The sequence below is a fragment of the Streptomyces sp. NPDC054866 genome (genome assembly GCF_053610745.1).
In genome coordinates this window covers 821301-835236 of the sequence record NZ_JBSGZA010000004.1, presented here as the reverse complement: position 1 = coordinate 835236, position 13936 = coordinate 821301, and the positions used below count along the sequence as shown (strand labels likewise).

Annotated in this window: 1 protein-coding gene; it reads right to left on the bottom strand. The window is 72.6% G+C overall.

The window, feature by feature from the left end:
• Nucleotide 1: 1 nt before the first annotated feature.
• Nucleotides 2-13927, bottom strand: a complete 13926-nt coding sequence (locus ACWGI2_RS24330; protein ID WP_453697566.1) for an amino acid adenylation domain-containing protein — start codon at nucleotides 13925-13927, stop codon at nucleotides 2-4.
• Nucleotides 13928-13936 lie beyond the last annotated feature (9 nt).

Below are 13936 nucleotides of genomic sequence, written 5' to 3'. Positions count from 1 at the left end.
TTCAGCGCGGGTTGAATCCGGCTTCGAGCTCCTCGATCTGGCTCTGTGCGAGGCCGAGGAGGGGGAAGTCGGAAGGTGTGTGTCCACCGGCCGTGGGATCGGTGGTGTGGGCGGCGAGGCCGCCGAGCAGGTCAAGCCAGAGCCGTCCGATGCGTTCGGCCGCCGCGCTGTCGACGGCGCGGCCCGCCCAGCTGAGCGAGACGGTCAGCTCGGGCCCGTCAGCAGTGTCCACGATGGCCGCGCCCGCTTCCAGGGCGTGCGTGGACGGCATGTCCGGGTCGGCCGAGCCGCCGATCGCCGTGTCTCCGGCCATCTGCCAGGCCGCGACCGTGCGGTCGTCGGAAGGGTCGCCGGCGGTGAACCGGCCCAGGTAGTTGAAGCCGATTTGCGGGCCGGGCAAGGCGGCGAGCACCGGGCCCGTCTCGGGGTTCAGATGGCGCAGCAAGCCGTATCCGAGGCCGTCGCCCGGCACCGCCCGCGCCTGTTCCTTGACCGCCTTCAGGAGTGCCCCGGCGGCTGGGCCGCCGTCCGCCGCTTCGGTGAGGTCCACGTCGGCGACGGTGAGACGGAGCGGGTGTGTGCTGGTGAACCAGCCCATGGTTCGGGAGAGTTCGGTGCCCTCGACCGGTTCACGGCCGTGGCCCTCCACGTCGAGCAGTACGGGCCCGGCCTCGCCGCGCCAGTGCGTGACGGCGCCCGCCAGCGTCGCCAGGAGCACCTCGTGGACCCCGCAGTGGAACAGCGCGGGGGTCCGGCCCGCGAGGGTGGCCGCTTGCTCCCTTGGGACCTGCCAGGACGCGTGGCGTGTGGTCTCGGCGGTGTCGAACGCCGGGTCGAGCGCGTGTCGGCCGATGAGCGGTTCCGTGCCGTCCAGGAGGGCCGTCCACGCGGCGAGTTCCGCCACGCGGTCCGGTTCCTTCGCCTGTGCGGACAGGAGGTTCGCCCAGCGCCTGAAGGAGGTCCCCACGGGGTCGAGCACGGGCTCCTGTCCCGCCGCCGCGGCCTCGCAGGCCTGGGCCAGGTCGGGTATCAGGATCCGCCAGGACATTCCGTCCACGGCCAGGTGGTGGACCATCAAGGCCAGTCGGCCGACCCGCGTCGGGCCCGCGTCCACCCACACGGCCTGGAACATCACGCCGGCTGACGGATCGAGACGGTCGACGGCTTCCTTCGCCGCGCTTTCCGCGATCTCGTCCAGTGCTTCGGGCGCCGCGTCCTCGGCTGCCACGCGGGTCACCAGGGCCGCGGCGTCCACGGTCCCTCGTTCGCCGACGACGAGACGCGGTTCGGTGCCGTCGCCGTCCGTGCCGTCGTGTTTCTCCGTGACCACGCGTGCGCGCAGCATGTCGTGGGTGTCGATGACCGCGGCCACCCCGGTCAGGAGTACGTCGCGTGTGAGGCCGGCCGGAGCGCCGATGACGGCCCACTGCGCGAACCTCGGCCCGCGTGCGGGCTCACCCAGCTCCCGCATCACCGGGGTCCAGGGCACCTCGCCGACGCCGATGTCCTCGACGGCTGTGTGCCCGCCGCCGCCAGCAGTCTCCGCCACGGTCGCGAGGCGCTCGGGGGTCTTCTCCTCGAAGACCTGCCGGGGTGTCACCACGATGCCGGAGCGGCGGGCGCGGGAGGCCAGTTGCATCGAGGAGATCGAGTCGCCGCCCAGCTCGAAGAAGCTGTCCGTGACGCCGACCCGTTCCAGGTTGAGCACCTCGGCGAACAGGGCGCACAGCAGCGCCTCGGTCTCCGTACGCGGCTCCTGTCCCGAGACCTTCCCCGCGAAGTCGGGGGCGGGCAGCGCACGCCGGTCCACCTTCCCGTTCGCGGTGAGGGGCAGGCGCTCCAGGGGAACGAACGCCGACGGGATCATGGAGGCGGGGAGCCGCGCGGCCGCGGTATCGCGCAACGCGGCGAGGAGTTGTCCGGTGCGCCCTGCCTCCGCCGGGTCGGTGACGACGTACGCCACCAGCTGATGCTCGCCCGCCCGCCGGTCGTCGCGTGCCACGACCACGGCCTGGGCGACCCCGGGATGCGCGGCGATGACCGCTTCGACCTCGCCCGGTTCGATCCGGTGGCCCCGCACCTTCACCTGCGCGTCCGCGCGCCCGATGAAGACGAGCTCGCCGTCGTCGGTCCACCGCACCACGTCACCGGTGCGGTACATCCGCTCTCCGGGCTCGTACGGGCAGGCCACGAACCGCTCGGCGGTCAGACCGGGCCGCGCCCGGTAGCCGCGGGCCACTCCCGCGCCCGCGACGTACAGCTCGCCCCGCGTTCCCGGCGGGACGGGCTGGAGGAAGCGGTCCAGGACGAACACCTTGACGTTGGCCATCGGGCGGCCGATCGGCACCGCTTCCCGGCCTGTCTCCTCAGCCGCGGTCAAGGGTGCGCTCATGGCCGCGCACACGGTCAGCTCGGTGGGGCCGTACGCGTTCACCATGCGCCGCCCGGCGGACCACCGGTCCACGAGCGCCGGGGGACACGCCTCTCCGGCGACCACCAACGTCCGTAGCGCTGACGGCAGTTCCTCCTCCACGGCGAGCACGCTCGGAGGCACCGTCACGTGTGTCGCCCCCCAGTCACGGGCCGCCTGCCCCAGCGACACGTGCGGCGGCAGGGCGTCCGCGCCCGCCACCACGAGCGCGCCTCCCGACAGGAGCGCCATGCACAGTTCGGAGACCGACGCGTCGAAGCTCGGCGAGGCGAACTGGAGCACCCGCGCGTCCGGACCCACAGCGAACCGCTCGATCTGCGCCCGCGCCAGGTTGGCGAGCCCCGCATGCGGCACGACCACGCCCTTCGGTGTGCCGGTGGACCCCGAGGTGTAGATCACGTAGGCAGCGTTGCCCGCGCCGAGCGGCCCGGTCCGCTCCCCCTGGTCGACGGGTCCGGCAGTCTGTGCGGCGACGGCCTCGGTGACCTCCGGGTCGTCGAGGACGATCAGGCGGCCCGCGAACCCCTCCGGCACCGAGGCCCGTGTCTCCCGCGTGCACAGCACCACCGCCGGGTCGGCGTCCGCGAGGACGAACGCCACCCGCTCCGGCGGGTGTCCCGGGTCCACCGGAACGAAGACCCCGCCCGCCATGGACACCGCGAGGAGGGACACCACCGTCGCCGCCGAGCCCGGGGCGAGGACGGCCACCCGGCGCTCCGGCCCCACGCCCGCCGCGATCAGCCGGCGGGCCCAGCGTCCCGCCTCCGCCTCCAGCTCTCCATACGACAGTGTCCGCTCGCCCGACACCAGGGCGGCGGCGTCCCGCGACCGCTCCACCTGTCGCCGGAACAACTCGGGCAGCGTCTCCGCGGCCACCGGGACCTGCGTGCGGTTCCACTCGCCCACGACGCGCTCGCGACGCGCCCCGCCCAGGACGCCCACCCGTGCCACGGGCGCCGAAGGATCGGCGGCCATCCCTTCGAGCACGCTGCCCAGTGACGCCACCATCTCCTCGGCCCAGGCGCGGTGGAACACGCCGGGCCGGTAGATGAACTCACCGTGCAGGCGCTCGCCGGGCACCGCGATCAGCGTCAGCGGGTAGTGGCCCGTGTCCTCCGGTGTGCCGCCGGGGCGAATGGACAGGGTGTCGGGCGAGGGCTCATCGAGGAGCGGGCGCGGGTAGTTCTCGTACACGACGAGCGTGTCGAAGGCGGCGCCGGGTCCTGCGATCCTGCGGATCTCGGAGAGACCGATGTGCTGGTGGGACATGAGCGCGACCTGCCGCTCCTGGAGGCCGGTCAGCATCGCGGCGACCGACTGCTCCGCCGGCAGATCGACCCGTACGGGAAGCGTGTTGATGAACAGGCCGACCATCGACTCCACGCGGGGCAGCTCGGCGGGGCGTCCCGCCGCCGTCGCGCCGAACACCACGTCCGTACGTCCGACGATCCGGGCGAGGAGCAGCGCCCACGCGCCCTGCACGACCGTGTTGACCGTCAGGCCGTGGCCGCGCGCCAACTCGACGACACTGCGGGTGAGTTCCTCGCCGAACTCGAAGGGCACGCGTTCCGGCACTGCGGGCGCGGCGGACGGATCCTCCGGCACCGTCAACGTCGGTTCGTCCGCTCCTGCGAACTCCGTGCGCCAGGCCTCGCGTGCCGCCTCCTTGTCCTGGCGTTCCAGCCATGCCAGATACTCCCGGTACGAGGTCGCGGCGGGCAGGGTGCGTCCGTCACCGCCTGCCGCGTAGATCGCGGACATCTCGGCGATGAGGACCGGCAGCGACCAGCCGTCGGTGACGATGTGGTGGTTGATGACCACCTGGGCATGGCGGTTCTCGCCGAGACGGATCAGCAGCAGGCGCAGAAGCGGAGCCGCGGTCACGTCCAGTCGGCGGGCGCGCTCCTCCTCGACGACGCGGTCGAGTGCGGCGCGCGCGTCGTCGGCCGAGAGTGCCGACAAGTCGACCTCGCTCCAGGGGAGTTCCACTTCCCTCGCGATGACCTGCACCGCCTGGCCCGACGCACGCCGATGGAAACTCGCCCGCAGAATCGGGTGCCGGGCGATGATCGCCTGCCATGAGGCCCGCAGCCGGTCCACGTCCAGCGGGCCGTCCAGGTCGAGTACGCGCAGCCCTTCGTAGAGGTCCGGCCCCTGCTCGTCGAATCCAGCGTGGAACAGCAGCCCTTCCTGCAACGGCGAGAGCGGCCATACGTCCGCCAACTCGGGTACCTCTGCTTCGAGTTCGTCGACCTCGTGCTGCGTGAGGTCGAGGAGAGCGAAGTCGGAGGGGGTGTGTCCGCCCGCGGTGAAGCCCGTGGCGGGGTCGGGGTCGGTGGTGTGGGCGGCGAGACCGGCGAGCAGGTCGAGCCAGATCCGCGCGAGGTCTTCCACCTCCGTCTCCTCCATCACGCCGGTGGGCCACGTCAGCGTGACCGTCAGCTCCGGCCCTTCAGGGGTGTCCTGCACCGCCGCCCCCGCCTCCAGGGTGTGCAGGGCGGGCATGTCCGGGTCGACCGAGCCGCCGATCGCCTCGCCGCCGGCCAGTTGCCAGGGGGCGACCGGGCCCGCGTGCGTGTCCGCCGTGAATCGACCCAGGTAGTTGAAGCCGATCCGCGGGGTCGGCAGAGCCGCCAGAGGGGGTGCGGTGTCGGGGTTGATGTGGCGCAGGAGGCCGAAGCCGAGCCCGTCGCCGGGTATTGCCCTGGCCTGCTCCTTGACGGCTTTCAGGAGTGCTCCGGCCGCCAGGCCGCCGTTCCGCGCTTCGTCGAGGTCGATCCCGGTCGCGTCCAGGCGGACGGGGTGTGTGGTGGTGAACCAGCCGATGGTGCGGGACAGTTCGGCGCCGTCGAGGGGTTCCCTGCCGTGGCCCTCCACGTCGAGGAGTACGTGCCCGTGCTCACCGCGCCGCCAGTGCGTGACCGCGCCCGCGAGCGTCGACAGGAGCACCTCGTGCACCCCGCAGTGGAACAGCGACGGCGTCCGGCCCGCCAGCGTGCCCGCGAGGTGCGTCGGCACGGCCCAGGAGCGACGGCGCATGGTGGCCGCCGTATCCAGTGCCGGGTCCAGTTCCCGCTTCCCCAGCGGGGGTTCGACCGGACCGCCGACCAGGGCGGCCCAGGCCGGGAGCTCGGCGGTCCGGCTCCCGCTGGTGGCCTGCTCGGCCAGGGCGTCCGTCCACTGCTTGAACGACGTGCCCACCGCGTCGAGCTCCGGCCGCTGTCCGGCGGCCAACGCCTCGCACGCGGCCCGCAGATCGGGGACGAGGATGCGCCACGACAACCCGTCGACCACCAAGTGGTGTACGACGAGGGCCAGTCGACCGGTCCGTTCCGGACCGGCGTCCACCCAGACGGCCTGGAGCAGCACACCCGCCGCGGGGTCGAGACGCTCGGTGGCCTCGCGGGCCGCCTCGTCCGCGAGGCCATCCAGTGAATCGACTTGTGCGTCGGTCGCGTCGACGCGCGTGACAAGCGCCGCGGCATCGACCGAGCCGCGCGGCCTCACGGACAGCTTGGGCCCGGTGCTGCCTGCCACCGCATGGGCCCGCAGCATGTCGTGCGTATCGAGTACGGCGCCCACACCGCCCGCCAGCACATCCCGGCCGAGACCTGCCGGGGCGCCGACGATCGTCCACTGCGCGAACCTGCCGCGCAGGCCGCGCTCGCCGAGCGCCCGCATCACGGGCGTCAAGGGCACGTCGCCGATGCCGGATTCCGCGGTGGCCGTCTCCGCGACCACATGTCGGGCCACGGCGGCGAGGCGCGCGGGCGTCTCGTGCTCGAAGACGTCCTGCGCCTTGAGGAGCAGGTTCGCGCGGCGGGCGCGGGCGACCAGTTGCATCGACATGATCGAGTCGCCGCCCAGCTCGAAGAAGCTGTCGTCGGGCCCGACCCGCTCCAGGCCGAGCAGCTCGGCTGTCAGCTCACACAGAACCGCCTCGGTCTCCGTGCGCGGCGCGCGCCCGCCGGCCTTTCCCTCGAAGTCGGGGGCGGGCAGGGCGTCGCGGTCGACCTTGCCGTTGCGGGTCACCGGGAGGGTTTCCAGGGTGAGTACGGCCGTGGGGACCATGTAGTCGGGCAGCGTCCTGGCGGCGTGGGCGCGGACGAGTTGGGGGTCTACGGTCTCCGTCTCCGCGGGTACGACGTAGCCGACCAGGCGGCGCTCCGCCTGCCGGTCCTCGCGGGCGACGACGACGGCCTGGGCCACGGCGGGGTGGTCGGCGAGGGCCGCCTCCACCTCGCCCAGCTCGACGCGGAAGCCACGGATCTTCACCTGCGCGTCGGCGCGCCCGACGAAGAGCAGCTCCCCGCCCTCGGTCCAGCGCACCAGGTCGCCGGTGCGGTACATCCGCTCACCGGGGACGTACGGACAGGCCACGAACCGCTCCGCGGTCAGGCTCGGGCGGCTCCAGTAGCCCTGCGCCAACCCGGCCCCCGCCACGTACAGTTCGCCGGTCACCCCTGGGGACACCGGCCGCAGGAACGCGTCCAGGACGTAGGTCCGCCGACTGCTCATAGGGCGGCCAATCGGCAGTAGCGAGCCCATCGCGTCGCCCGGCTTCAGCGTGTGCCAGGTCGCGCAGAGGGTCACCTCGGTCGGTCCGTACATGTGGCGGACGGTGACGTCCGGGCAGGCCTCCCGCAGCCGGGCCACCGACCCGGCAGGGACGACGTCACCGCCGGTCAGCACCTCTCGCAGCCCGGCGAAGCAGTCGGGTGTCTCCTCCGTCAGCGCCCGGAACTGACCGGCCGTGGCATGGACGGACGTCACCCCGCGCTTCACGTGCTCGCGCATCCGCTGGGCGTCCACGACACCGCGCTCGGCGATCACCACACGGCCACCGGCGGACAGGGGGACCCACATCTCGTAGAGCGACACGTCGAAGGCGTGCGGGGCGTGCATCAGCACCGCGTCGTCCGGGCCGACGCACCAGCTACGGTCGCCCACCAGGGCCGCCACACTGCCGTGTGGCACGGCCACGCCCTTCGGTACGCCCGTCGAGCCCGACGTGTACATCACGTACGCCACGTCCTGCGTCGCCACCGGCACGATCGGCCGGTCGGCATCGCGCTCGGCCCGCGCCGCCCGCACCCGAGGGTCGTCAAGGACCACGACGGGGGCGGCAGTTCCGTCCGGCACCGCACTTCGGCTCTCCGACGTGCACACCACCGCCGCTGGAGCCGCGTCGTCCACGACGAAGGCGACCCGTTCCACCGGCCACCCGACGTCCACCGGCACATAGGCGGCGCCCGCCCGCCAGATCCCGAGGAGCAGGGACGGCAAGTCGGGCGACCGCTCCATCACCACCGCCACGCGGTCGCCGCGGCCCACGCCGAGACCGGCCAGATACCCGGCCCACCGCCCCGACTCCGCCCACAACTCCCCGTACGACAGCGCCCGTTCGCCCTCGACGGCCACGGCGTCCGGCGACGACGCCACACGCCCTGCGATCAATTCGGGCAGGGTCCCGCGAAGGGCCTGCGTCCCCGTGGCGTTCCACGCCTCCACGACCGACGCGCGATCCGCGGCGTCCAGCGCGTCCACCCGTGCCACCAACAGCGCGGGGTCGGCGACCAGTTGCTCCAAGGTCCGTACGACCTGACGTGCTGTCCGGAGGGATCCCTCCTTGCTGATCAGGTCGGGCCTGTAGGTCACCAGGACACGGAGCCGGTCGGCGGGGACGACCCCGACCGCCAGCGGGTAGTGCGTCCCGGCCAGGGTGTGCAGCTGCGTGATCGTGACCTCGTCGGCCGCGGGGCCTTCGGCCGGGCCGGCCAGGGTGGCCGAGTTCCGCGGGTAGTTCTCGAACATCAGCATGGTGTCGAAGACCGCGCCGGAACCGGCGAGTTGCTGGATCTCCGACAGGCCGAGGTGCTGGTGGGCGATGAGCGCGGACTGGTGCTCCTGGAGCTCGGCGAGCATCTTCAGGACGGGCCTGTCGGCGTCGAGCCGCACCCGTACGGGCAGGGTGTTGATGAAGAGGCCGATCATCGACTCGGAGTCGGCCAGTTCCGGGGGCCGCCCGGCCACGGTCCCGCCGAACACGACGTCCGTGCGCCCGGCGAGGCGTGCGAGGACCAGGGCCCACGCGCCCTGCACGACGGTGTTCAGCGTCAGGCCGTGGGCGCGGGCCAGTTCGGCAAGGGCCTGGGTCTTCTCCTCGGGGAGCTCGGCCGTGCTGACTGCGGGCATCACCGGCGGGCGGCCCGGATCCGCGGGCGCCACCAGCGTCGGTTCGTCCGCTCCGGCAAGCTCCGCCTGCCAGGCGGCCCGTGCTGCTTCCTTGTCCTGCTGTTCCAGCCAGGCCAGATAGTCGCGATAGGAGGCGGTCGGCTTCAGGTGCGCGGGGCCGCCGCTCGCCATGTCGCCCCCCGCGTCGCCGCTCGCCGCGTACAGCGCGGACACCTCGTTGAGGATGACCGGCATGGACCAGCCGTCCACCAGGATGTGGTGGCTGGTGACGGCGAGGCGGTACCGGTCCTCACCGAAGCGGATGAGCAGCAGACGCAGCAGCGGCGCCTGGGTCAGGTCGAAGCGCTCCGCCATCTCGCGCTCGGCCAGGCGCTCGGCCTCGGCCTCCGCCAGCTCCGACACATCGGCCTCGCGCCAGGGGAGCTCCACTCGCCGTGCGACGACCTGTACCGCTTCTCCCGACTCGGGCCGGTGGAAGCTCGCCCGCAGTGCCGCGTGCCGGGCGATGAGCGCCTCCCACGAGGCGCGCAGCCTGTCCACGTCCAGCGGCCCGTCCAGCGCCATGAGCCGCTGGCTCTGGTAGACGTCGGGCCCTTCCTCGTCGTACGTGGCGTGGAACAGCATCCCTTCCTGCAACGGCGACAACGGCCATACGTCCACCAACTCCGGGGCGGCTGCCTCCAGTTCCGTCACGTTTTCCTGCGTGAGGTCGAGGAGGGGGAAGTCGGACGGGGTGTGTCCGCCGGCGGCAGGATCGGCGGTGTGGGCGGCCAGACCGCCGAGTACCTGCTCCCACGCCTGGCCGAGCTGTGCCGCGTCCGCATCGTCGAGGAGCCCGCTCGGCCAGCTCAACGTGACGGTCAGCTCCGGCCCTTCAGGGGTGTCCTGTACGGCGGCGCTCGCTTCCAGGGTGTGCTGGGCCGGTGTGCCGGGGTCGATCGAGCCGCCGATCGCATCGCTTCCGGCCAGTTGCCAGGGGGCCACTGTGTCCGTGCCTGAGGCGTCGTGGGTGAAGCGTCCCAGGTAGTTGAAGCCGATCTGCGGGCGCGGCAAGGCCGCGAGGAGGGGTGCGGTCGCGGGGTTGAGGTGGCGCAGGAGTCCGAAGCCGAGCCCGTCACCCGGTATCGTCCGCGCCTGCTCCTTGACCGACTTCAGCAACGCCCCGGCCGCCGGACCACCGGCCACCACCTGACTCACATCGACGGCGCCCACATCCAGCCTGACCGGATGCACGCTCGTGAACCAACCCACCGTGCGCGACAGATCCACACCCTCGACCGACACCCGCCCGTGCCCCTCCACGTCCACCAGCACCCCAGGTGCTACCTCCGGCCGCCAATGGACCACCGCCCCCGCCAGAGCCGCCAACAGCACCTCGTGCACACCGCAGTGGAAAACCGTCGGCGTCCGGCCCACCAAAGTCGCTGCGCGCTCCGCCGCCACCGTCCACGACCGGCGGTGCATGGTCCCGGCGGTGTCGCCCTCCGGCTCCAACTCCTTTGCGCCCAGCGGTGGTTCAAGCACCCCGCCGAGCAGTTCGGTCCACTCAGCGAGCTCCGCCGCCCTGGTTTCGCCGCTCGCCTCCTCCGCCAACCCATCGGCCCAGCGCTTGAACGGAGTACCTGCCGGGTCGAGTTGCGGCTCCCGGCCTTCTGCCATCGCCTCGCACGCGGCTCGTAGATCCGGCAGCAGAATCCGCCACGAAACGCCGTCCACCACCAAGTGATGCACCACGAGGACCAGTCGCCCGGTACGCCCCGGCCCCGCATCCACCCACACGGCCTGCACCATCGCACCCGCTGCCGGGTCGAGCCTCTCCACCGCCTCGCGCGCCGCCCGTACCGCGACGTCATCCAGCGAGTCCCCGGGCGTTTCCTCCGCACCGACACGCACGACGAGCCCCTCGGCAGAAACCGAGCCCCTCGGCCCCACGGTCAGCTTGGGCCCGCCCTCATCTGCCGTAACCCGCGCCCGCAGCATGTCGTGCGCATCGATTACGGCACCCATACCACCCACCAGCACATCCCGGCCGACACCAGCAGGAGCGCCGACGATCATCCACTGCGCGAACCTGCCGCGCAGGCCCCGCTCGCCCAGCTCCCGCATGACCGGCGTCCAGGGCACATCGCCCACGCCCGCGTCCTGATGCGTCCCCGTGCCACGCGGACCCTCGGCCGCCTCCGCCACCAGTGCCAGCCGCTCCGGGGTCTTCTCGTCGAAGACCTGCCGGGGTGTCACCACCAGGCCGGCGCGGCGGGCTCGCGCGACCAGTTGCATCGACATGATCGAGTCGCCGCCGAGCTCGAAGAAGCTGTCCTCGACGCCGACCCGCTCCAGTCCGAGCACCTCGGCGAACAGACCACAGAGGGTCGCCTCGGTCTCCGTACGCGGTGCGCGCCCGGTGGCCCGTGCCGCGAAGTCGGGGGCGGGCAGGGCCTTGTGGTCGACCTTGCCGTTGCGGGTGACGGGGAGTTCGCTCAGGGGCAGCACGGCGGCCGGGACCATGTAGTCGGGCAACGTCCTGGCCACGTGCGCGCGGATGCGGGCGGGGTCCACACCCTCGGGGCCCTCGGGCACGACGTACCCGACCAGACGGCGTTCGCCCGGACCGTCCTCACGGGCGACCACCACCGCCTGCGCCACCTCCGGATGCGCGGCGAGTGCCGCCTCCACCTCGCCCAGCTCCACCCGGAAGCCGCGCACCTTGACCTGCGCGTCCGCACGGCCGACGAAGAGGAGTTCACCGGTGTCGGACCAGCGCACCAGGTCCCCGGTGCGGTACATCCGCCCGGCCGGCACGAACGGGCAGGCTACGAAGCGTTCCGCCGTCAGCTCGGCGCGGGCCCAGTACCCCCGCGCCAGGCCCTCGCCCGCCACGTACAGCTCGCCGGTCACGCCCGACGGCACCGGCTGGAGGAACGCGTCGAGGACGAACACCCGCCGGTTGCCCAAGGGGCGGCCGATGGGCAGCACCGAGCCCACGGCGTCATGCGGTCCCCAGAGCCGCCAGGTCGCGCACAGGGTCACCTCGGTCGGTCCGTACAGATGCCGTACGACCACATCGGGGCAGGCCTCGCGCACCCGCTCCACCGCCCCGACAGGGACCACGTCCCCGCCCGTCAGGACCTCGCGCAAGCAGGTGAAGCACTCGGGCGACTCCGCTGCAAGGACGCGGAACGAACCGGCGGTCAGGTGCACCGATGTGACCCCGCGGGACACGTGCTCCCGCACCTGCTCGGCATCGACCGCGCCCGGCCCGGCGACGACCACGCGGCCACCTGCGGCCAGCGGGACCCACACCTCGAAGAGCGATACGTCGAATGCGTGCGGGGCGTGCATCAGGACCGCGTCGTCCGGGCCGACGGACCAGCCGCGCTCCCCCACCAGCGCCGCGACGCTGCCGTGCGACACGGCCACGCCCTTCGGCACGCCCGTGGAACCCGAGGTGTACATCACGTACGCCACGTCGTCCGCGCCCACGAGCACAGGCGAATCGTCGGCTGCGGATGCGGCTGCTGCGGCTGCTGTCGCTGCGGCGAGCACAGCGCCCCGCACACGTGGATCGTCGACCACGAGCAGCTCGGCACCGTCCGGCACGACGGCCCGGGTCTTCTCCGTGCACAGCACGACGACCGGGGCCGAGTCCTCAAGGACGAAGCCCACGCGCTCCAGAGGCGAGCCCGCGTCGACCGGCACATAGGCGGCGCCCGCCCGCCACACCCCGAGCAGCAGCGGCAGCAGATCAGCCGACCGCTCCATCACGACCGCGACGCGGTCACCGCGCCGCACCCCCGCGTCCGCCAGGTACCGGGCCCAACTGCCGGACTCCGCCCACAACTCCCCGTACGAGAGCGTCCGTTCGCCCACGACGGCCGACGCGTCCGGAGCCGCTTCCACGCGTCCGGCGATCAGCTCGGGGACCGGGCCGGCCGTGGCCTCGCCCGCCGTGCCGCCCCATCCCTCCACGACCAGGCCGTGCTCGGGCGCCGCGAGCAGGCCGATCCGGCCCACGAGGACCGACGGGTCCGTCACCAGCTGTTCGAGCACCCGCACCAGCCACGCGAACACCGACTCCGCGGTCTCGCGGTCGAACAGGTCAGGACGGTAGTCGAGCTTGCAGAGCATCCGTTCGCCGTCGGGCGCCACCACCAGCGTGAACGGATAGTGCGCGGTCTCCTGACCTACGGCGACACGCACGGTGAAGGTGTCCGGCGACGGGGGCTCGGCGGGCGGGCTCGGATAGTTCTCGTACACCACGAGGGTGTCGAAGACCGCGCCCCCGGAATCGGCGAGCCCCTGCACCTCGGGCAGCCCCAGGTGCTGATGTGCCATCAGGGACGATTGCCGTTCCTGCAGTTCGGCCAGCATCCGGGCCACCGGCTGTTCGGCGTCGAGCCGGACGCGTACCGGCAGTGTGTTGATGAACAGGCCGACCATCGACTCGACGCCCGGCAGTTCCATCGGCCGTCCCGCCACGGTGGCGCCGAACACCACGTCCGTGCGCCCGGCGAGCCGCGCGAGGATCAGCGCCCACGCACCCTGCACCACGGTGTTGACCGTCAGACCTTGGCCACGGGCGAACCGCACCAGGCCCTCGGTCAGTTGCGCGGGGAGTTCGTCGATCAGGCTCTCCGGGGGCAGCGGCGTCCGGCCCGGATCCGCGGGCGCGACCAGGGTCGGCCCGTCCGCCCCCGCCAGTTCCGCCTGCCAGGCTGCCCGCGCCGCCTCCTTGTCCTGGCGGCCCAGCCAGGCCAGGTAATCGCGGTAGGACGTCACCGGCGGGAGCCCCGAGGTGTCGCCACCCGCCTTGTACGTCGCCGAGAGTTCGTCGAGCAGCACCGGCATGGACCAGCCGTCCATCAGGACGTGGTGGCTCGTGACCACCAGGCGGTGCCGCTCCGCGCCGATCCGGATCAGCAGGAGCCGCAGCAGCGGCGCCGCCGTCAGGTCGAAGCGCTCGGCACGTTCGCGGCCCGCGAGCAGGTCCGCCTCTGCCAGCGCGTCCGCTTCCGCGAGCCCGGAGAGGTCGGCCGTACGCCATGGCAACTCGGCGTCACGGGCGATGACTTGCACCGCCTCGCCCGTCTTGCGTCGGCGGAAGCTCGCCCGCAGGGCGGCGTGCCGGGCGATGAGCGCCTGCCATGACGCCCGCAGCCGGTCCGCGTCCAGTGGGCCGGTCAGTTCGAGCAGCCGCTGCCCTTGGTAGACGTCGGGACCCTCGCTGTCGAAGGCGGCGTGGAAGAGCAGCCCTTCCTGCAGTGGCGAAAGCGGCCACACGTCCTCGACAAGGGATCGGGTCATCGCTTCTCT